Annotated in this window: 17 protein-coding genes; 13 read left to right on the plus strand and 4 right to left on the minus strand. The window is 38.7% G+C overall.

Going from position 1 to position 21,928, the window contains the following annotated elements; all coding sequences use genetic code 11:
* Nucleotides 1-137: 137 nt before the first annotated feature.
* The 11 genes from AWW67_RS16520 to AWW67_RS16575 all read left to right on the plus strand — a co-directional run bounded on the left by AWW67_RS16520 (nucleotide 138) and on the right by AWW67_RS16575 (nucleotide 15,836).
* Nucleotides 138-1,277, plus strand: a complete 1,140-nt coding sequence (locus AWW67_RS16520; RefSeq protein ID WP_071387161.1) for a prolipoprotein diacylglyceryl transferase — start codon at nucleotides 138-140, stop codon at nucleotides 1,275-1,277.
* Nucleotides 1,274-2,716, plus strand: coding sequence for a BamA/TamA family outer membrane protein (locus AWW67_RS16525; RefSeq protein ID WP_062303075.1), 1,443 nt, complete (start codon nucleotides 1,274-1,276; stop codon nucleotides 2,714-2,716). The genes AWW67_RS16520 and AWW67_RS16525 overlap by 4 nt, the downstream gene beginning before the upstream one ends.
* 79 nt (nucleotides 2,717-2,795) lie before the next feature.
* Entirely contained in the window at nucleotides 2,796-3,611 is an 816-nt protein-coding gene (locus AWW67_RS16530; RefSeq protein WP_062303076.1) for a PorV/PorQ family protein, read from the plus strand.
* Nucleotides 3,611-5,695, plus strand: coding sequence for a ComEA family DNA-binding protein (locus tag AWW67_RS16535; RefSeq protein ID WP_062303078.1), 2,085 nt, complete (start codon nucleotides 3,611-3,613; stop codon nucleotides 5,693-5,695). The genes AWW67_RS16530 and AWW67_RS16535 overlap by 1 nt, the downstream gene beginning before the upstream one ends.
* Before the next feature lie 148 nt (nucleotides 5,696-5,843).
* Nucleotides 5,844-7,757 carry a M1 family metallopeptidase gene (locus AWW67_RS16540; protein ID WP_082794073.1) on the plus strand — a complete coding sequence of 638 codons (1,914 nt, stop codon included), beginning with the start codon at nucleotides 5,844-5,846 and terminating at the stop codon, nucleotides 7,755-7,757.
* Nucleotides 7,758-7,958: 201 nt separating this feature from the next.
* Entirely contained in the window at nucleotides 7,959-8,648 is a 690-nt protein-coding gene (locus tag AWW67_RS16550; RefSeq protein ID WP_062303081.1) for a TetR/AcrR family transcriptional regulator, read from the plus strand.
* On the plus strand, nucleotides 8,645-10,366 hold the full coding sequence (locus AWW67_RS16555) for a peptidase domain-containing ABC transporter (RefSeq protein ID WP_062303082.1): 1,722 nt from the start codon (nucleotides 8,645-8,647) through the stop codon (nucleotides 10,364-10,366). The genes AWW67_RS16550 and AWW67_RS16555 overlap by 4 nt, the downstream gene beginning before the upstream one ends.
* Before the next feature lie 7 nt (nucleotides 10,367-10,373).
* Nucleotides 10,374-11,729 (plus strand): HlyD family secretion protein, encoded by a 1,356-nt coding sequence (locus tag AWW67_RS16560; RefSeq protein WP_062303084.1) that lies wholly within the window; start codon nucleotides 10,374-10,376, stop codon nucleotides 11,727-11,729.
* On the plus strand, nucleotides 11,729-13,138 hold the full coding sequence (locus AWW67_RS16565) for a TolC family protein (protein ID WP_062303085.1): 1,410 nt from the start codon (nucleotides 11,729-11,731) through the stop codon (nucleotides 13,136-13,138). The genes AWW67_RS16560 and AWW67_RS16565 overlap by 1 nt, the downstream gene beginning before the upstream one ends.
* Nucleotides 13,139-13,212: 74 nt before the next feature.
* On the plus strand, nucleotides 13,213-13,563 hold the full coding sequence (locus AWW67_RS16570; RefSeq protein WP_062303087.1) for a DoxX family protein: 351 nt from the start codon (nucleotides 13,213-13,215) through the stop codon (nucleotides 13,561-13,563).
* Between the two features lie 434 nt (nucleotides 13,564-13,997).
* Nucleotides 13,998-15,836: a potassium channel family protein gene (locus tag AWW67_RS16575; RefSeq protein WP_062303088.1), complete on the plus strand. Its 1,839-nt coding sequence runs from the start codon at nucleotides 13,998-14,000 to the stop codon at nucleotides 15,834-15,836.
* A gap of 66 nt (nucleotides 15,837-15,902) precedes the next feature.
* Here AWW67_RS16575 and AWW67_RS16580 read toward each other — a convergent pair whose 3' ends face one another.
* Nucleotides 15,903-18,005, minus strand: coding sequence for a S9 family peptidase (locus tag AWW67_RS16580; RefSeq protein WP_082794083.1), 2,103 nt, complete (start codon nucleotides 18,003-18,005; stop codon nucleotides 15,903-15,905).
* A gap of 226 nt (nucleotides 18,006-18,231) precedes the next feature.
* Between AWW67_RS16580 and AWW67_RS16585 the strand changes: the two genes are divergently transcribed.
* Together AWW67_RS16585 and AWW67_RS16590 are read left to right on the plus strand one after the other, a co-directional pair.
* Entirely contained in the window at nucleotides 18,232-18,519 is a 288-nt protein-coding gene (locus AWW67_RS16585) for a DUF3817 domain-containing protein (RefSeq protein ID WP_053223068.1), read from the plus strand.
* 47 nt (nucleotides 18,520-18,566) lie between these two features.
* Nucleotides 18,567-19,412, plus strand: coding sequence for a 1,4-dihydroxy-2-naphthoyl-CoA synthase (locus AWW67_RS16590; protein ID WP_053223067.1), 846 nt, complete (start codon nucleotides 18,567-18,569; stop codon nucleotides 19,410-19,412).
* Nucleotides 19,413-19,574: 162 nt separating this feature from the next.
* Here the strand turns inward: AWW67_RS16590 and AWW67_RS16595 are convergent, their stop codons facing one another.
* From AWW67_RS16595 to AWW67_RS16605, 3 genes are all read right to left on the minus strand, one after another.
* The gene (locus AWW67_RS16595) at nucleotides 19,575-20,387 is read right to left on the minus strand and encodes an ABC transporter permease (RefSeq protein WP_062303090.1); all 813 of its coding nucleotides are present in this window, start codon (nucleotides 20,385-20,387) and stop codon (nucleotides 19,575-19,577) included.
* Nucleotides 20,384-21,292 (minus strand): ABC transporter ATP-binding protein, encoded by a 909-nt coding sequence (locus AWW67_RS16600; protein ID WP_053223302.1) that lies wholly within the window; start codon nucleotides 21,290-21,292, stop codon nucleotides 20,384-20,386. The genes AWW67_RS16595 and AWW67_RS16600 overlap by 4 nt, the downstream gene beginning before the upstream one ends.
* A 65-nt stretch (nucleotides 21,293-21,357) precedes the next feature.
* On the minus strand, nucleotides 21,358-21,888 hold the full coding sequence (locus AWW67_RS16605) for a DUF4252 domain-containing protein (protein WP_062303091.1): 531 nt from the start codon (nucleotides 21,886-21,888) through the stop codon (nucleotides 21,358-21,360).
* Between the last annotated feature and the right edge of the window lie 40 nt (nucleotides 21,889-21,928).

Here is a 21,928-nt window from a genome sequence, read left to right on the forward strand (position 1 = left end):
TATATCAAACTGATTTTCATAAACATTAACTTCAAGCGCCCATCATAATTTAGTTCCTTCAAATACCTTTCCTCAAAATATTGACGTTTATCCATTCTAAAACCTTCACCTTTTCCTAATTCCTATATCTTTGCTGTATGCACCATTTGACAATACTCTCCTACATCGTTTGGGATCCCATGAAAGAAATCATCAGGGGAATTCAACCGCCCGTTTGGTACAGTGTACTTTTTGCACTTGGCTTTATTATAGGCTATCAAATCATGGTCTATATTTTCAAAAAAGAAGGTAAAGACCCGCTTAACGTAGATACACTTACCGTACATATGGTATTGGCCACCATAATTGGTGCTCGTTTGGGGCATTTATTATTTTACGAACCCGATCGCTTTTTAGCCGATCCATCAATGTTCATTAGAACTTGGGAAGGCGGTTTAGCTAGCCATGGTGCAGCTTTTGGGATTTTAGCAGCCCTTTTCCTATACAGAAATTACTTCATAACAGTTGGTTGGTTTCCTCCACTCAAATTCAAAAAACAGAAAAAAGCCGGCCAGAGTTATCTCTGGATTGTAGATAGAATTGTAATTACTGTGGCTCTAGCCGCAGTTTTTATTCGAATGGGCAATTTTGTGAACTCCGAAATTGTAGGAAAACCAACAGGAACCGACCAAGGGGTAGTATTTGGGCGCATTGCCGAAATGTATTTTGAAGATGGCATTAACGGTGTGGACCGTGCCGAAGCTTCTAAAGGCACAAGCACAGAAGATTTAGAACCTGGTATCGTACCAGTAGATATTTATGTAACTTTTGAAGGTACAAGCAGCACAGAGCAAGAAATAAGAGCAAAAATAGAACGCGAGTTCAAACCCATGCTTACGCGCTACCCCGTTAATGAGCATTATCAAGAACCACTAGGAACTCCTTTGAATTATGAGTTAACACCTATTGGTAGGCAGTGGGCTGCTACAATCCATACTTATGGAATTGTTCGATACCCTGCTCAGCTATATGAGTCGGCAACATCCCTCATATTATTCTTTATTTTACTGGCGCTTTGGCTCAAATACAAAGAACGAACGCCAGAAGGCTTACTCTTAGGAATCTTCCTTATCTGGATTTTTGGGCTACGTGTTTTTCATGAAACTTTCAAAGAAAACCAAGTGGCTTTTGAAGAAGGAATGAAATACAATATGGGACAACTATTGAGTATTCCTTTGGTGCTTATCGGATTCTTTGTTTTAATCCGCTCTATGGTTGTAAGCAAGAAAAAAGAGTGATCGACATTAAGGTAAAAAAAGGCTTAAAGGGCGGAATAATTTTATTCCTTCTGTTGATTTTCAGTCTAAATGGTTTTGGGCAAAACACTTCTGTTGAAGACAGTTTGGGTTCTGTGACTATCAATGTTGGAAAAATCTACATTACAGGAAATAAAAAAACGAAAGCTGAAATTATTCTTAGAGAGCTAGATTTTGTTGAAGGCCAACAAATTAGTGCTAGAGAATTCAGCCAATCGATTGTTTTAAGTCAGCAAAAGCTAATCAATACGCGACTATTTGTTATTGTTGAAGTTGTCCCTCTTTTTATGTCCGACACTCAAGTCGATATTCTTATTCGACTGCAAGAGCGTTGGTATATTTTTCCATTACCTATTTTTAAGCTTGCCGACAGGAACTTCACAGAATGGTGGGTGAATCAAAAGCGTGATTTCTCAAGGGTGAATTATGGAGTTCAACTTTATCATTTCAACCTAACAGGCTATAACGACAAACTAATTTTCAGGTCGCAATTCGGCTTTACAAAGCAGTACGAATTACAATATCAGCGACCGTATATCAATAAATCACAAACCTTAGGGCTTACACTACGAACCAGCTTCGCAAATAACAAAACGGTTGCCACCAACACCGATGGGCATCGACTACAATTTGAACAGTCGGACGACATTAACCGTAGAATTTTTTCTTCTAGCGGAACACTTACTTATCGTCCATCTTTTTACAGCAGGCATTCCATTGATGCGGGCTTTAGCCGAGCAAGTGTTAGCGAGCTTATCACCAATGCCAACCCCGACTATTTTCAGAATGGAGAACAGTTGCAGAAATACTTTCGCTTAAGTTATGTGTACTCTTGGGACAACCGCGATTACTTCGCCTACCCCCTTTCTGGCAACCTGTTTAGAGGCGAAGTCAGCAACTATGGTTTAGGTATTTTCAATGACCTAAATATGTTTTCTGTCCGTGGCTCAACCAGTAACTTTTTTGATTTAGGAGGAAAATTATACTTAGCTAATTCACTTGAAGGATACTATAACTTTAGTGACGAAATCCCTTATATGCTCCGTTCTGGCTTTGGCTATAAACCAGATTTTATTCGAGGCTACGAACGCTATGTAGTTGAAAGTAAAGCCTTTGTATCAAACCGAAGCGAATTCAAATACAAATTTCTTTCGGGTATTCAAGAACTGAACAGAAGAAGCCTGATCGATCAATTTAGAACCATGCCTTATGCTTTTTACCTTAAAGCATTTGTAGACATGGGCTATGCTGGTGAAGCCATTCGTTCTACCACTAATAATTTCTACAATAAAGAATTAATGTACAGCGCTGGTCTCGGCCTCGACATTGTTACTTATTACGACTTTGTAGTCCGTTTTGAGTTCAGCGTGAATAGAGAAAGGCAAACAGGGTTCTTTGTCAACTTCATGTCGGCACTGTAGTGTAAAAATCAAATATTCACCTCCTCAATTTTGTAAAACATATTTATAGGATTTATTCCAAATATTGTATTTTTAGTCTGTGAAGATTGTATATACTCTTTTAATCGCACTTTGCTTTTCCTTCAATACCTCTGCTCAATTAGCCAGCAGAGCACCTGTGGGGCCACGAGCCCTCGGTATGGGTGGAGTATCTTCTGTATTTCACGATAATTGGTCCATATTCAATAATCCAGCGGGCCTAACTGAAACAGAGCAACTTACCGCACTATTTGCCTACAAAACTATTTTCGATTTTGCACCTTTCAATACTGTTTCGGCTGGTGTTGCCATGCCTACTAGTTTGGGTAGTATGGGCTTTTCAGTATTCAGTTTTGGCGATGATATTTTCAATAGCCAAATGGCCAGTCTCTCTTTTGCCAGAAAAACCGGTATTATTCGACTAGGTGTAAAGTTGAATTATTTACAATATAACATCGAGGGTTTCGGAAGTAAAAGCACCCTGCTTTCAGACATTGGTGTAGTAGCTGACCTCACTCCTCAACTCACTTTTGGCGCGCACATTTATAATTTCACCCAGTCTTCAATTGCAGCAGATAATCGAGAAAAAGTACCTACAGTAATTAATTTAGGCATTGCTTATAAGCCTTCTGAAGAAATCACTTTGGTAATTGAAGGCGAAAAAGACATTGACCTTGACCCAGACTTAAAGTTAGGTTTGGAGTACCAAGTCATAGAAAAAGTAAAAGCCAGAACGGGCTTTTCAACCTTAACCAACACCCATTCGTTTGGAGCAGGTTTACAACTCAGTCGTTTTGGTTTGGATTACGGAATTCGAATTGACAGAAAATTAGGCCACACTCACAACTTCGGTTTAACCTTCCAAATCAATGAGTAATGAAGCGGGCTCGAGTATTCATATTAGCGCTTACGGCTTTACTTCTTTGTGAAGGAAAAACACTAGCACAAAAAGAAGAACAATTTGATCTAGAATTATTTATTGAAGAACTCTTCAACCTTCAGGACGAAGACATTAATTATGAAGACCTCTATGAGACTTTGCTTACTCTTTATCAAAACCCGTTAAACCTCAATACCGCTAACACTTACGAGTTACAGAGTTTATATGTACTTTCCAGTATTCAAATTCAAAACCTGCAAAATTATATCTTAGAAAAAGGAAAGCTGATTACACTTTATGAACTACAGGTAATCGAGGGTTTTGATTTTTCAACTATAGAACGCTTAAAGCCTTTTGTAACAGTTGATTCTAAAGATGCCCTAGTAGATGATCGTCCGCTTTTGCAGCGAATTTTAGAAGAACGAAATAATTATCTCATTTCTCGCTACGAACGAATCTTAAACCAAAAGAAAGGCAACAGCCCAAAAGAATCTCCTGATGATTCGCGTTATGCTGGCTCGGCAGACAAATTTTACCTCCGGTATCGAGTTTCTAAACCCAATGATTTTAGCATTGGGTTTACCACAGAAAAAGACGCAGGAGAACAATTTTATTGGAACCCAAAAAGCAAAACCTATTTCAGCGATTTCTGGTCGGCCCATTTTATGCTCGAAAATCAAGGCAAATGGCAAAAATTAATTGTTGGAGACTACCAATTACAATTTGGGCAGGGCTTAATATTTGGTGCTGGATTTGGGGTTGGAAAAGGCTCTGAAACAGTAAATACAGCCAACCGAGTTACATTAGGAATCAAGCCTTATACTTCAGTTTTGGAAGGTGGCTTTTTAAGAGGAACAGCAGCCAGTTATACTTTGAATAAAAAGCTGACAGCCACCGCTTTTATATCTAATTTAAAACAAGACGCCAATCTTCAAACAGGCGGAAATAATGAAGATTTCGAATCCTATTTTTCTGCCATACAACTTACCGGAATGCACCGAACGCCAACAGAATTGGCCAACAAAAAACAGGTAGGCGAAACTGTTTTGGGAATGAATCTTAATTACCGACCAAACGACCGCACCGAAGCAGGCTTTATCGCAAGTACCAACCATTTCTCGACCCCAATTTTACGTAGCGACAAACCCTACAATAATTTTGAATTCAAAGGCCAATCCAACCTGAACATGGGGGTATATGGAAAATACCAATGGAAGCATTTTCTGCTTTTTGGCGAAAGTGCCATCTCTAAAAGTGGAGGAATTGGTGCTGTTGGTGGCTTTACAACCAGCTTAACTCCTCGTGTCGAATTTGCTATGGTGCTTCGATCTTACCAAAAGAATTTCCACACTTTTCGTGGAACCTCATTTGCCGAAGGAAGCCGTAACATAAACGAAAAAGGCGTTTATTGGGGTATCAAATACACCCTGAATCGAAAATTCTACCTCACTGCTTATTATGACACATACCATTTCCCGTGGTTAAGGTTTCGGGTTGACGCGCCTTCTAATGGTCATGATTATTTGCTTAGGCTAAATTATAACCCTGGCAGCAGAATAAAGCTATATGGCCAATTTAGACGAGAGTTTAAAGACACCAATGTGAGTAGTGAAACTTTGAACAACAATATTATTGCTTCAGGGCGAAAAGATCAGTACCTCATTAACCTGGAATATGCCTCGGGCATTCGGTTTAGTTTTAAATCACGAGTACAATTCAGCGAATACCGCCTGATTACTGAAAAAACAATGGGCTATGCTTTTATTCAAGATGCCGTTTATAAAAATGGTGACTGGATTTTAAGTGCAAGAATGGCGCTATTCGACACAGAAGGAAGCCAAAACAGACAATACGCATATGAACGCGATGTACTCTATGCGTTTTCAATTCCAGCGTACAGTGGCAAAGGCATTAGAAACTACCTACTTGTTCAGTATAAAGCATTCAGAAAAATGGACCTTTGGGCAAGAATTGCCAGAACTACTTATTACGACCGAAACGAAATTGGAACAGGACTAGAAACGATTAATGGAAATAAACGGACAGAGGTTAAATTTCAGGTACGGTATAAATTAAACTAAGCCCGACAAAACGGTTTAAGTTCGTAAATTGCATCCTACCAAATTTCAATTCTGTTTACTCCTGAAACTATAAATCCTACCACTCGAAAATATTGTTTTGGACTGCTGGCATCCGTTTAATACTTTACATCTTTAAACTTAAAAGACGATGACGAAAAAAATTGGAAGTTACTTCCTTTCCATGGCCTTGCTAATGTTTAGCTTACAGGCCTGTTCTCAAGGAAACGGACCTGCGGCAACAAAGCCCGACAATGAGCGATGGCAACAAGCCATTGAATACAAAATGGAAATTGATATGGACGTGAAAACTAACAGGTTTCAGGGCGTTCAGAATGTGAAATACACTAACAATTCTCCAGATGCCTTAGATCAAGTTTTCTATCACCTCTATTTTAATGCCTTCCAACCCGGAAGTATGATGGATGTTAGATCAAGAACTATTGCCGATCCAGATAGAAGAGTAAGAGATAGAATTTTCAATTTGAAAGAAGATGAAATCGGCTACCAAAAAATCAAATCTTTAAAACTAAACGGTAAGCCTGTAAAATACGAAGTGGTAGGAACGGTTTTAGAAGTTCAACTTGACCAACCAATCGCCCCAGGAAGCACTGTTGATTTTGATATGGAATTTGAAGCACAAGTTCCAGTTCAAATTAGAAGAACAGGACGTGATAATGCCGAAGGCGTACGCTACTCTATGGCGCAATGGTTCCCTAAAATGGCTGAATACGATTACCAAGGCTGGCATGCTGATGAATACATTGGCCGCGAGTTTTATGGTGTTTGGGGTAACTTTGATGTAAAAATCAAGATCGACAAAGATTATTTAATTGGCGGTACTGGTTATTTACAAAACCCTCTAGAGATTGGGCATGGATACGAAAACGAGGGAGAAACCGTGAATCAGAAAGTTGAAAACGGAAAGCTTACTTGGCATTTTGTAGCGCCAAATGTTCATGATTTCATGTGGGCTGCTGACCCTGATTATACACACAAAAAATTGACTACAAAAGACGGTTTGGAACTTCATTTCATCCACAAAAAAGGTCAGAATGAAGAAAACTGGAATAAAGTAATGCCTCAAACAGAAATGTTATTTGAGTATGCGAGCAAACACTTTGGTAAATACCCTTACAAGCAATTCTCAGTAATTCAAGGCGGAGATGGAGGTATGGAATACCCAATGTCTACTTTGATTACAGGCTCAAGAGGAAGCTTAATAGGCGTAACCGTTCATGAAGCAATGCACGATTGGTATCATGGTATTTTAGGCAGTAACGAAGCGCTTCACCCTTGGATGGACGAAGGTTTTGCTTCATATGCTTCAACTAGAATTATGGATTACATTAACCGTAAAACTAAAGGCGAATCTGAGCCAGAAGTAACCCTCGAAAACTTAGGTAATAACTCTGGTCAAAGAAGCTATGTAGGTTTATCGAAAAGCGGAAGAGAAGAGCCTTTGAGCACACACTCAGACCATTACAACCTCAATGGAGCATATAGTAGTTCTGCATATGGAAAAGGAGCTGCTTGGATGAGCCAATTGGGCTATGTAATTGGTGAGAAAAACTTAGACAAAGGTTTACTTACCTATTTTGAAGATTGGAAGTTTAAACACCCAAATCCAAACGATGTTTTGAGATCTTTCGAAAAAGTTTCGGGCTTAGAGTTAGATTGGTACAATGAATACTTTGTATACACTACAAAATCAATCGATTATGGAGTGAAAGAAGTAAAAGGTGAAGGCAATAAAACCAACGTTACACTAGAAAGAGTTGGTATGATGCCAATGCCAATGGATGTGGTTGTAACCTATAAAGATGGCACAAAAGAAGTACACTACATGGCCTTGAGAATGATGCGTGGCGAAAAACCAGCTGAAACTCAAGACAAAAGAATTGTGCACCCTGACTGGGCATGGGTAAGCCCTACTTATGATTTCACAATTGACAGACCAATGGCTGACATTGCTTCAATTGAAATTGACCCTTCTGGTAGAATGGCCGATGTAGAAAGAGGAAATAACAAATGGGAAGTGAATTCACTGAAAACAAATAAGTAGTCTGTTTGAAATAAGAGTTAATGAAGCAGCTCAGCCGAAAGGTTGAGCTGCTTTTTTTATGTTCTTCCCTAAAAACAGAAAGCTCTTTTCAATCATGTGAGTTCGCAATATTAAAAGTATTACTACTGAAAAAGTTTATTTTAATTTTTATTTCAAAAGTATTTAAACCTTTTCTGAAAGTAGGCGTTAGGTTTAGGCGATATGAATAATTTAATTAGCCAAATGCAAATCCAAGTGAATGAGAAAGTCTTTTTAAAAGACCCGAATTCATCTGAACTTGGAAAAAAAATTATCGCCAAAAGTATCGAACTGATTGTTGAGATGGGGCTTGAAAGCTTTACATTCAGAAAGTTAGCTACTCAACTAGAAACTACCGAAAGCTCAATCTACCGTTATTTCGAAAGCAAGCACAAACTACTTTTATACCTTACTTCTTGGTACTGGGGCTGGTTAGAATATCACTTAGTATTTTCAACTGCTAATATTTCGTCTGCCGAAGAAAGGTTGAAAGCAGCAATAAAGGTGATATCAAAAGACATTCCCGATAATGAAATGTTTGGTCATATCAATCTGGGCTTGCTTAACAAAATCGTAATTTCAGAATCATCTAAAGCATACCTTACCAAGCAGGTAGACGATGCCAATAAGGAGGGCTTCTATGCAGGTTACAAACGCATGGTGATTCGCATTAGTGAAATTATAAAAGAATTAAATCCGAATTTTGGTTTTGCCAGTACCCTCACCTCAACAATTATAGAAGGTATTCAAGATCAAAAATACTTTGCCGAGCACCTTCCTACTCTAACAGATATTTCTGGTGACTCATCAATTTTAACACAGTTTTATACCGACATGGCCATTTCAACCATACAGCAAAACAACACACCATGAACCCTGCAATAAGTATCTCTCCTGTAAAAAGGTTTTTAAACATGCTTAAAGTGGATAAGCGTGAAATTATGAGTGTATATGTTTATGCACTCTTTAATGGCGTTATCACACTTTCATTACCCTTAGGAATTCAAGCGATCATCAACCTTATTAGTGGTGGCCAAGTATCTACCTCATGGTTTATTTTAGTGATTTTCGTAATTGTTGGGGTAATAGCCTCAGGTGTAATGCAAATTATGCAACTCACTATTACGGAAAATATTCAGCAGAAAATATTCACTCGATCTGCTTTTGAATTTGCCTACCGTATTCCTAGAATGAAAATGGAATCCATTAAGAATGCCTATATCCCTGAGTTGGCCAATCGTTTTTTCGATACCTTATCGGTTCAAAAAGGGCTATCAAAAATATTAATCGATTTTTCGAGTGCATCGTTGCAGGTAGTTTTTGGCCTGATTTTACTTTCGCTATACCATCCGTTTTTTATCATGTTCGGATTGCTTTTGGTGGTTGTAGTATATTTAATATTTCGTTTTACTGCACCAAAAGGACTTAAAACCAGCATCATAGAATCCAAAAACAAGTATATGGTTGCGCACTGGTTAGAAGAGTTGGCCCGCGCCATGGAAACCTTTAAGCTGGCGGGTCAGTCGCCTCTACCCTTATCTAAAACCGATGATGTTGTTGAAGGTTACCTGACCTCCAGAAAAGCCCATTTTAAAACCCTACTTACTCAATACATTAATCTGGTAGGCTTTAAAGTATTGGTTACCGCTGGTTTACTTTTAATCGGTGGTCTTTTGGTGATTAACCAGCAAATGAACATTGGCCAATTTGTAGCGGCTGAAATCATTATCATTTTGGTTTTAAACTCAGTTGAAAAGCTAATTCTGAGCATGGAAACCATTTATGATGTGCTTACTTCAATTGAAAAAATAGGAAATGTAACAGACATTCCGCTTGACAGCGACAGTGGTACTACAGCAGATACATCGGACGATCAAGGCCTTTCTATAAACATCACCAATTTAGGTTACAGGTTCAGTTACCTGAAAGAAGACACTATCAAAAATGTAAACCTAAGTATTGAAGCAGGTGAAAAGATATGTTTATCAGGCTATAACGGTTCGGGAAAATCTTTGCTTCTACATGTTGTTTCTGGTTTATACGATGAATACAGTGGTTCAATTTCAAGCCAAGGCGTACCATTAACAAGTTGGTGTAAAGCAGATTTCCATAAACTTATTGGCGATAACCTTACGCGTGGCGACATTTTCAATGCAACTCTTTTTGAAAACATCTCATTAGGAAAACCTGAAATTACAATGAGTCGCGTTCAGCAAGTAGCAGAAATTGTGGGACTCAAAGATTTTGTAGATGCCATTCCACAGGGCTATTACACTACCTTGTTACCCGAAGGCCGAAACCTACCGCAAAGCATAATTCTAAGAATAATGTTGGCCAGAAGTATTGCCGGAAATTTTAAAATGATTCTACTAGAAGACAATTTTAATCAACTGAATGAGAAAGATAAGGCTTCATTCTTGGACTTCCTTCTTAGCCAGCAATGGACAGTAATAGCGGTTTCAAACGACCCATTTGTAGCAGACAAATTTGACCGAACCATTGTGATGGAAAAGGGAGAAATTATTGCAAAGGGTACGGTATCATCAATGACGACTTACCCATGGTATTCAAACATTTTTTCTAAAAAATAATCATAGCATGCTAAACATCAGTCCAAACAAAATTGAGGGGAAGGTTGAAACATCAAAATTCCGATCGTTTGCCATGGTAAAAGATTATTATGCTGGTAAAATCTTTACTAGGCTTGTTGCCATATTCTTTGCACTATTTATACTGGCCTTGTTTTTACCATGGACACAGAACATTAGGTCAACTGGTGTGGTAACTACTTTGCAGCCCGATCAACGTCCGCAAACAGTAAACTCAATTATTAGTGGTAGAATAGAAAAATGGTATGTGAGGGAAGGCAATTATGTAAATAAGGGAGATACCATTTTATACATATCAGAAGTAAAAGACGACTATTTCGATCCTGAACTTTTGTCTAGAACCCAAGAACAAATTACTTCGAAATCTTCTAGCTTGAATTCCTATTCAGGAAAAATAAATGCTTTAGACAATCAGTTAGAAGCTTTGTTAAGAACCAAGGAGCTTAAGCTTGAGCAAGCGAAAAACTACATTCGACAAATTGAGCTCAAAATCCAGTCAGATAGCATTGATTTTCAAGCTTCTAAAACAAACAATGCAATAGCCGAGAATCAATTAAAAAGGATGGAACAACTTTATGAAAGTGGTTTGAAATCACTTACCGATCTGGAAAAATCTCGATTAAAGCTTCAAGAAACCCAAGCCAAAAAAATTAGTGCCGAAAACAAATTACTCAGCAGCAGAAATGAACTGATAAATGCTCAAGTTGAGGTTAACTCTATTGAGACCCAATACCAAGATAAAATTGCCAAAACAGAATCTGAAAAATTCACAGCCATGTCGAATAAATTTGATACTGAGGCTACGGTATCGAAAATGGAGAATCAGTATAAGAACTATTCTGTTAGAATGGGTATGCATTACATTACGGCTCCACAAAACGGATACATTACAGAAACCATTAAATCTGGTATAGGAGAAACCTTAAAAGAAGGTGAGCAACTTTTGACAATTATGCCATCAGATTATGACTTGGCCGTTTCACTTTATATAAAACCAATGGACCTACCGCTCATTAGAGAAGGTCAACCGATACGTTTCATCTTCGATGGCTGGCCGTCTATTGCTTTTTCTGGTTGGCCAAACCTGTCGTACGGAACGTTCGGAGGAAATGTAGTAGCCATAGACAATTTCACAAGTGCAAATGGTCAGTATAGGGTTTTAGTAGCCCCAGACCCAAGTGATGAACCTTGGCCAGAAGGTTTGCGGGTGGGTTCTGGCGCTAATGGAATGGCCTTATTAAAAGATGTACCTATATGGTATGAACTGTGGCGTAAGCTCAATGGTTTTCCAGCAGACTACTATGTAACCGAAAACAGTACTGATAAAAGCTCAAAAAAGAAGTAATGAATAGATTGATAAAAACCATCTTATTACTTTCAATCGGCTTCCATTTTGTTCAGGGTCAAGAAGAGCGTTCAATATTTACCCAAGATCAACTTCTTTGGTACATAGAAAACTATCACCCTATTGCGCAACAAGGCAAACTATTAATTCAACAAGGAGAAAGTTCAGTTAGGGCCGCCCGTGGTGGCTTCGACCCTAAATTATTCGCCAACCTAGATCAAAAGCAATTTGACGACAAAGAATATTACAGCATTCTGAATAGCGGTTTAAAAATTCCAACATGGTATGGTCTGGAGTTTAAAACTGGATTTGACCAAAACAGAGGTGTATACCTAAATCCAGAAAACAAAGTGCCAAATGGAGGTCTTTGGTATGGTGGTGTTTCAGTTTCGTTGGGCCAAGGTTTGTTTATTGACCAAAGAAGGGCCGAACTGCAAAAAGCTAAAGTATTTGCTTCATCCTCAGCGGCAGAGCAAAGGGCACTGATGAACGAACTTTACTTTGATGCTATAAAACAGTATTGGAAATGGGTACAAGCCTATAATGAATATCAAGTTTATGAAGAATCTGTGACCTTGGCCGTCACACGTTTTACAGCAGTAAAAAACAGCTATTTACTTGGCGACAAACCTGCAATAGACACACTAGAAGCTAAAATTCAGGTTCAAAATAGAGAACTAGCCCGTAACGAGTATAAACTTGCTTACCAAAATGCTACGCTCGAACTTTCAAACTACTTATGGTTTGAAAACAATACTCCTTTAGAGATTACTGACGAACTCAGACCTCCGCTTTTCGATGAAATTGAGTTGAGTAACACCACCTCCTTTGATACTTTACAAGCCTTTGTTAATGCTGTACCTAATGCTCATCCCGACATGCAGATTTATCAATTCAAGCTGTCATCATTAGAAATTGAAAGAAAATTGAAAGCAGAGAAAATAAAACCAAAACTCAACCTGAACTATAATTTTCTAAGCGAACCTGTAGGAGACAATTTCCTGAATAATGTTTCGAGCCAAAACTACAAATGGGGTATTGAATTTAGCTTACCTGTTTTTTTAAGAGAACAACGTGGCAACCTGCAATTGGCCAAGTACAAAATAGAGAATACCACCTTTGGGCAACGACAAAAACAGTTGGAAATAGAAAATAAAGTACTGAGTTACTTTAATGAACATGTTGCATTAAGAAAACAGGTAGATATATATAGAGATGCGGTAAGCAACTACAGTAGCTTACTTGAAGGAGAAAGAATCAAATTTAATATAGGCGAGAGTTCTCTTTTCTTAGTCAATTCCCGCGAATCTAGTTTGATAGAAGCCCGACTCAAAGCCATTGCTCTAGTGTCTAAATACAATATTTCTAGCGCTGGAATTGACTATGCCTCTGGTAGACTTTATAAGTAATTAAGTACCCCAATATTAATATGTAGGGTTCTCAAATCGAATTGACTTATATTGAACAGCTAAACCATTCCCTCATGGAGAATACTTCACTTTATATCATGAGTGCCATGTACATTTTAGCTGGCATTATGCATTTTGTCAAACCCAAGGCCTACCTCAGGATTATGCCGAGGTATCTTCCCTACCATTTGCCCTTAGTATATTTGAGTGGTGTTTTCGAAATCGTTTTCGGTACATTACTCCTCTTTCCTTCTACTCAAGAAATTGGTGCTTGGGGAATTATAGCCGTACTCATTGGCGTTTTTCCTGCCAATATCCATATGCTCCAAACGAACAAAGTAAAAAAGACATGGTACATAATTGCCCTGTGGGTAAGGCTTCCTCTGCAGGGTTTTTTAGTTTATTGGGCTTGGTTATTTACATAAAAAAAGGAGTCCGAAGACTCCATTTCTATTTCAATTTCTCTTTAAAGTGAACTAGCTAGCCTGATACCATTTAATATACTTCTCATTATCTCCCAGAAGGTGTTCGGTTATTCTCATGTTTAAGGGCGGGTTTAAAGCTGTCTGTATCGGGCGTTTCAATACCAATAAATACGGTGGTAAATAGGCGCCCAAAAGCGTGTGAGGGAAATAAGGTGTTTAAAAAGAACATTGCTAGTAGCGAAAAAACACACCAAATTATCAATTTACTTTTTGCTTTTAATCAAAATTTAATTTGGAAATAAGAACTAAAGTGGAGGTTACCATTAAACTACAGCACCCTACGCCCGTCTAAAAAACAACCCAATATTGATTCGGCCGCTGTTTTCAGTATATTCCTTAACTTTTCACATAGCAGTACAACCTTAAACCACAGTATGCAAGCCCCTTCTCGTTATCGATCAATCTTCTTATTGATTTTATTTCTGTCGGCCTCCCAGTATTTGTTTTCTCAAACCAATGAGTTTAAGAATTACACTTATTCCGAGTTTTTCGAAATGATAGAAAACTCTAGTGACTCTGTTTTTAGGCTCGAAAATGCGATTATCAAATATGCCCAAGGCATCGATAACCGCTTTAGTTATACAAGTTTCCCAGGAAGTTCGGTAAACACCTTCGATAACTCTGATTCAATTTATGTAAACAAGGAATTACAGCTTACCAATGTGCATTTTGATGCCCCAGACAGACGACAGCCCAGTGCTTTGCACCATATACAATTCAACAAGAACGTGATGCTCCGCAACACTTCATCAGTGCACTTTATGAACTGCACTTTTGAAGGAAGACTAACCATTATGTCGACAGAATCAATGGCCAAAACCATAGAATTGCTGGATAGAAATAGTCGTGCGATAAACTTAGCAGTAACGGTAACCAACAGTAAGTTGAAAAAGAGTGTAAACATGGATTTGGGTACCACAGATGAGAAAATGCGTTCTAGAATTAGGATTGAAAACTCTGAAATCTGGGGGTCTAAAGAAGGTAGGGGCTCTAGGTTCAATGGCATTTCGGTAGTATCTGTTACTGTTAAAAATTGTACTTTCTACGATCAAGGCAGAGTAACCATTACAGGAAATTTAACTGACCAAGTAGATATTTCTGGAAACAACTTTGGAGATTGGATTGCTGAATTAAAGGTTTTAGGCTCGATGGAACTCAACACTTCCATTTTAGAAGAAAACACATTCAACAATCATGTATTGTTGGATTTTGATGATTTAACCACCAGCAGCACTTTTGAATGGTCACAATGGGGCAATCAACTGATCTCTTCACAAGGCTATAACGACTATTTCAACACACTTTCAGATTCTGTTAAAATGAGTAGCTTCATTAGTTTTGAAGCCAATAACAGCATTCTGACCAATTATAAAAATGAGATCGTTCAATTTGGAAAGTCATATAAGCAAGAAGTAAAATTGAGAGGCAAACTTCTTGATTTGTATAAGGCCCAACACGATTTGGAAGATGTAAATACAGTTTACATTGGCATTAAAAACATGGAAACTGAGCGTCTTGCTTACCTCTATTCTCAAGACCCTTCTTTTAACACTTTCTTTAAGTGGAAAGTGAATCAGTTCCTTAAGGTGTTTTCTGATTACGGAACTGAGCCCTCGAAAGCAATAGTTTTTTCGGTAAACGTGGTTATTCTATTTGCCTTAGTTTATCTCTTTTTCCCCAACAGCTGGGACGAGCAGGGTAAGCATAGAATCCTTCATCGTTTTGATTTCTTCCAAAAATATCTGCGGAGTAAAGAAGGCATGAACGATATCTATCTGGTAGAAAAAAAGAAAGAACTTAGTGAGTATGAAGCTTTCAAAAAACGCATTGAAGATGGGAGACTCGAACTACCTAAGTTTTTCATTGCATGGTCTAAACCGGTGTATAACATAGCCATGGTAAGCACAAAACTGACCAGTAGTTTTCTTAAAACCACAGACATTCTCAGTGGTAAATGGCATACGCTTAGCCCATCTCAAAAGCGTTGGAAAAATATACAAATTGGCACCTACCTAGTGATTGGCGTTGGTTTCGATCTTTCTATACGTGTACTTAATGCACTTATGTTAAGCATTAATGCCTTCACTACTTTAGGCTTTGGCGAAATCCCTATCAAAGGTCTCCCCCGCTACTTAGCAATTATTGAAGGCTTTATCGGCTGGTTTATGCTCACAATTTTCAGTGTATCACTTATTTCTCAATTACTCAATTAAGCTACAGCATAAAAAAAGAGCAGTACCGTATGGCACTGCTCTCAATTCTTCTTTTAGAAAGTAATTTTACTTACGCTCTATCTTCAACTTGTTTTCGCTATCGATTACTAAATGGCGAATAAAGAACTCCATCATTCGCTCTGTGTTTACTGCAGTATGACCTCTATCTGGCCCTACTTGAACTTCGAAGCTCTTGCCTGCATCTTGTAAAGCTTTGATCAATTGCATTGAGTTAGAAGGGTGCACGTTATTGTCAGCCGTTCCGTAATAAATCATCAATTCACCTTTCAAGTTTGGCGCATACTTAGCTAATCTGAAGTTATCATAACCCGCTTTATTGTCCTCTAGAAGGTTCATGTAACGCTCCGTATAGATGTTATCATAAAAAACCCAGTCCGCAACTGCTGAATTTGCAACAGCCGCTTGGTATACATCTGGGAATCTCAATAAACTCATTGCAGCCGTAGTTCCTCCATAAGAAGTTCCGTAAACACCTACTCTATTCTTATCGAAGTAAGGGCGGTTATAAAGTGACTTAATACCTTCCGCAAAGTCATCTTGCTCTACGATTCCTAGGTGACCATAAAGTTGATCAAGTAATCTCTTACCTCTACCTCTCACGTTTCTACCATCAATACTAACGATCAAAAATCCGTACTCAGTCAACGGGCTTGGAAGGGAGAAATTCTCAGAGAATTCGTTTGTAGCCGGACCACCATAGTTAGCCAAAAGTGTAGGGTATTTCTTGTTAGGGTCGAAGTTAGAAGGGAAATGAATCATACCGTGTAACTCAGTAACCCCGTCAGCTGAAGTGAAGGTAAATACCTCTGCTTTTTTCAATCCTAATTCATTGAATTTAGTCAAATCGCTTTGAGCCAATTCAGCAACTATTTTACCTTTTGAATCAACCAAGTTGGTAAAAGGTGCAATGTTATGCGTTTGAGCAACATCCACAAAATACTTACCGTCAGGAGAAATATTTACGCTATGGTTAAATTTAGGGTCAGTTAAACGAGTGTCTTTTGTGCCGTCTAACTTCACTCGGTGCAATTGCATTTTCATGTGGTTTTCACCACTTCTGGCCATGTAATACATTTCGCCAGCTTTCTCGTCTATCTTAACAATGTTAGCTACTTCAAAAGGATGGTTTGTAATGGCATTGATTAAAGTACCATCGAAATTGTATAGGTAATAGTTGTTGAAACCTGTACGCTCAGAGGCCCAAACGAAACGTTTCCCGTCTTCCAGCACTCTAATTTCAGGCGTATTTTTAGTAAAACTTGGCAACCACTCTTCGCGAACTACAACTCTAGATTTTCCTGTAACCGGGTCAGCCGCACGGTATTCCATGATGTCTTGCTTACGGTTGGTACTGTGGAAAAGCAATTCCTTTCCATCAGGCGTCCAATCCATGCCATAAAGGTAAGTTCCTACAGCACCATCATTAAATGGTTTACCGTCACGAACATCCAATTTCTTCATTTGCTTGGTGTCTACATCATACACCATTAAATCCACAGGTAAGTTGTCGGCACCTACTTTAGGGTATGACATTACCTCAAGAGAATCGTATAGCTTTAATTGATCTAAAAGCACGTAATATTTCTGAGCATTCTTCTCGTCAAATTTGTAGAAAGCAATTTTCTTGCTATCAGGCGACCACCACATAGCAGTACGCTGACCAAGCTCTTCACCATAAACCCAAGTAGCAATACCGTATTTGATTTGGTTTTCAGCACTACCATCTGTAGTTATGGCAATTACATTGCTGCCATCAGGGTTACTCAAGTACATGTTTCTGTCCTTGGTAAAGGCCTTTAGTTTACCATCAGGAGAATCTGCCGAAGGAAATTGTCTACCTCTGGCTGGGCCACGGCTAAAACCTCTGCCTCTTGAGGCTGGCTCAGGCATTTCGATTTCCGTAGCCTTTTTCTTTTTAACATCGTAACGGTATCTTTTACCATCCTTTGTATATTCAAAAGACGATCCATCGTCACTCCACTGAACGAAGAGACTACCCGGAACAACGGATGATCTAATTTGAGGAGCTATCTTCTGGTATTGATCATAACCAGGCATGCTTTTCAGCTTATCCTGCGCTTTCAAAATGCTCGTACTGCCAGCCAAAATGACCACAGCGGCTATCACTGATGCAAGTTTCTTTTTCATTGAGTTCATTTTAATATCGTTTTTCATTCCAAAAAGGGAATACGTGGCTAATACTACTACTTTCGGCTGTAAAAAAATAGCATAAAGTTATTATACGGTATATACATTACAGCGCCAGTACATTTAGAATTATTACAACTTACTCGACTTCATAGCCAAAAAAGAGAGATAAAGCATAAGGCCAAATACTACATTGCTTATCTTCGCAGCAAAAGGATTCAGCCCAATGAGCCACTTAAAAACACTACGTTTACTCGCCATTTTAGAAGGAATAAGCTATTTACTTCTGTTAGGAATTTGCGTACCCTTAAAATACATTTTCAATATTCCTGAACCCACCCACCCCGTAGGCTTAGCCCATGGGGTCTTATTTGTGAGTTACTGTTTATGGGTACTGATTGTAGCCAAACAAAAACAATGGTCTATTGGAGTTACATTTCTGTCATTACTGGCTTCACTCCTTCCCTTTGGCACTTTTGTAGCCGAAAAAAAATATTTTCAGGATGATGTTTGAATCAGCCTCACAATCAAAAATTTTATATTAGCAAGAAATAAAGCGTTATGAATACACCCAATTGGACTACCGTTAAAGAATATCAAGACATCACCTATAAAAAATCAGGCGATGGTGTAGCTAGAATTGCCTTCAATCGCCCAGAAGTGCGCAATGCTTTTCGACCTAAAACTGTAGCAGAACTTTTTGATGCTTTTTTGGATGCCCGCGAAGACACTTCCATTGGAGTGGTTTTACTTTCAGGAGAAGGGCCATCGCCCAAAGATGGTGGCTGGGCATTTTGCAGCGGTGGCGACCAAAACGCGAGAGGGCACCAAGGCTATGTAGATGACGATGGAATGCCAAGGTTGAATATTCTGGAAGTTCAGCGTTTAATCCGTTTTATGTCGAAAGTAGTGATTGCCGTGGTGCCAGGCTGGGCTGTTGGTGGTGGACATAGCCTCCACACGGTTTGTGATCTTACTTTGGCCAGTAAAGAACATGCCATTTTCAAGCAAACCGATGCCGATGTCACCAGTTTTGATGGCGGTTACGGATCAGCTTATTTGGCTAAAATGGTAGGCCAGAAAAAGGCGAGAGAAATCTTCTTTTTAGGAAGAAATTACTCTGCTCAAGATGCTTTTGATATGGGAATGGTGAATGCCGTGATTCCGCATGACGAGCTGGAGGACACCGCTTACCAATGGGCGCAAGAGATTCTAGAAAAATCGCCAACTTCCATCAAAATGTTAAAGTTCGCCATGAACTTGACGGATGACGGCATGGTGGGGCAACAGGTATTTGCTGGAGAAGCCACAAGGCTTGCTTATATGACAGACGAAGCTAAAGAGGGTAGAAATGCTTTCTTAGAAAAGCGTAAACCCAACTTTAAAGACATTAAGTGGATTCCTTAAACCAAGCAGTCTTAAAACAGCCGTTTCTGTAATTTGAAAGGAGAGATTGCTTCGCGTAATCGGCACTTCTACAAATAGCATTAACAGGCTCGCAATGACCAAAAAGAAGCCCTGTCAGTTTTACAACTAACAGGGCTTTTGTTTTAAGTTAAAGGGAGTTTTCTATAAATCTCTTTTCACTACCAATCTGACAGTAGCCCAATAAAACAAAGTGCCCCACAATATCACAAGCCCCATTTCGTGCCAAGCAATGTAATCCTGCACTTCCATAAAAACATATTTAGGGAATGGGTTATGAATTAACGCATTAATACTTTTTACAGGAAGAAGGTATTCAACCCAATCAATACTCTTCACCTTGCTCCAAACGTAAAACCCATTTTCAACAGCTAAAACCCAAAAGATCAGTAGCCCCATAGCAATAATTGATTTTCTTATCAGCGTTCCCACAAAAAGAGTAAATAATAAGAATGCAAATAGCTGGAAGAAAAAGGCCAACAGGAAATAAACATCGCTAAAAACAAGCGAGAAAGATATTTCACTCGAATAAATAAAGCCTGTAATCAAACCTAACACGAACAAGGCTATTGTCGACATCGCACTTAAAAACCCAGCCATAATAATTTTCGACCAGATAAATTCATTCTTAGTAAGACCGTCAATTACGTTTTGCCTGATGGTTCTGTATGAATATTCATTAGTAATGGAGAATATTAAACTAAAGCCCAACAACATTTTGAACCAAATCATTACACTTGTAAGGTTCTGCCAAATGTCTGGGAATTCATAAAACGGAATAATAGTGGGATCAATTCCATCCATATCAAAATCTGCAAACTTAGATTTTAAGTATTGAAAGAATGGCATAACACCCATACTGATAATCACCATTGCTACAATATACATAATGGCCAATACCTTAAATGCGCGGTTTGGCATTACTTTTTTCAGTTCTATTTTCAGTAATCTCATCATTGGGCACCTCCTTCTTTATTACCAGCTAAAATTTCTAAGAATTGCTTTTCAAGGCTCTTCGATTGCACAAGTAAATGCTTGGCAGTGATTCCTTGCTTGAACAAATAGGCATTCAACTCGGCAGCGGAATGATCTCCCTCCATCGTCATGATGTACTTATCAAGTTCTCGCTTCACTTTCGTCCCAAGGCCAGATTCTTCCAAAACGGTTTGCAAGTCGTCATGGTCAGCTTTTACTTCTACCGAAACTGAACCTTTACCTACGTCTTCCACCAACCCGTTATAGATTAGTTTACCGCGCTGAAGCACACAAAAATGTGAGCATACCTTTTGAACTTCATCTAGTAAATGACTAGCAATAATGATGGTTTTCCCACTATTGGCAATTTCAATGATGAGTTCTCTGATTTCGGCAATTCCTTGAGGATCAAGACCATTGGTAGGCTCGTCAAGAATCATTACCGTAGGGTTACAAAGCAATGCTGACGCAATGGACAGACGCTGTTTCATACCTAGCGAGAAGGTTTTGAATTTCGTATCCTTGCGTTCATCAAGTCCCACTTGCGTCAATACCTCGTCTACCCTTTCGTAAGGGACTTCCTTGATATCGCAAACAATTTTGAGGTTTTGAACCGCAGTGAGGTATGGGTAAAAAATGGGGTGCTCTAAAATGGCTCCAATCTTTTTTCGGGTATCCTTGTTGGCTTTTTCGCCAAACCATTCAAACTGACCGCTGGTTTGGTTGATTACACTTAAGATAATACCGAGGGTAGTCGTTTTTCCGCTACCGTTAGGACCGAGAATTCCGAAGACGTCTCCTTTCTTCACCTCAAGATTGAGGTTATCAAGTGCCCTGACCTTTCCATATTGCTTGGAGAGGCCTTTAATTGACAATACAGTTTCCAAATCGTGTTTTTGAGTTTTATTGATATTCAGCAACTGGCCCATCCAAAACCAGCTCCTGTACTTTACTAATTAAAAGCGTCCATGATCGACTCTAGGCCGCTGGTATTTTTGCTCATGAATTCTGAGAATTTCATGATTTGCTTTAAGTCTGGGTAGCCTTCAATATCTACCAAACTAACTCCTTCTTCTGAACGCATTACTACTACAAAGCCCTTAGGTTTTTCAGCCGTTCCCTTCATTAAAAAATTCATGTTAGCTCCAGACATTCGCGCTGACATCATGGACTCATAGCCTTCAGAAAGAATGTCTTCTTCGAGCTTAGAAAACATAGGGGCATCCATTTCATAAGTATCCTTATCGAATACAAAAAACTTTACCTTTTCGATGTTCTTAATCACGGAAGAGAAATCGGGTAATTCTTCCATTTCGTCTGCCATTTTCATCTGTATGTTGGCAAACATTTTAAGTGTACTCTTATAAAAAAAGAGCTTCAATGTAGGCTCGTTGTCATTCCTGAATTTCTCAACACTCTTGCTTTGACCAAAAGCAAGAGTGGATAATAAGACCAGTGTTAATATCAGTGTTGTTTTGCGCATAATTCAAATATAAAAAACTGTTGAGTTTTTGAATTCTAAA

This window comes from Roseivirga seohaensis, assembly GCF_001592945.1.
GTDB lineage: Bacteria > Bacteroidota > Bacteroidia > Cytophagales > Cyclobacteriaceae > Roseivirga > Roseivirga seohaensis.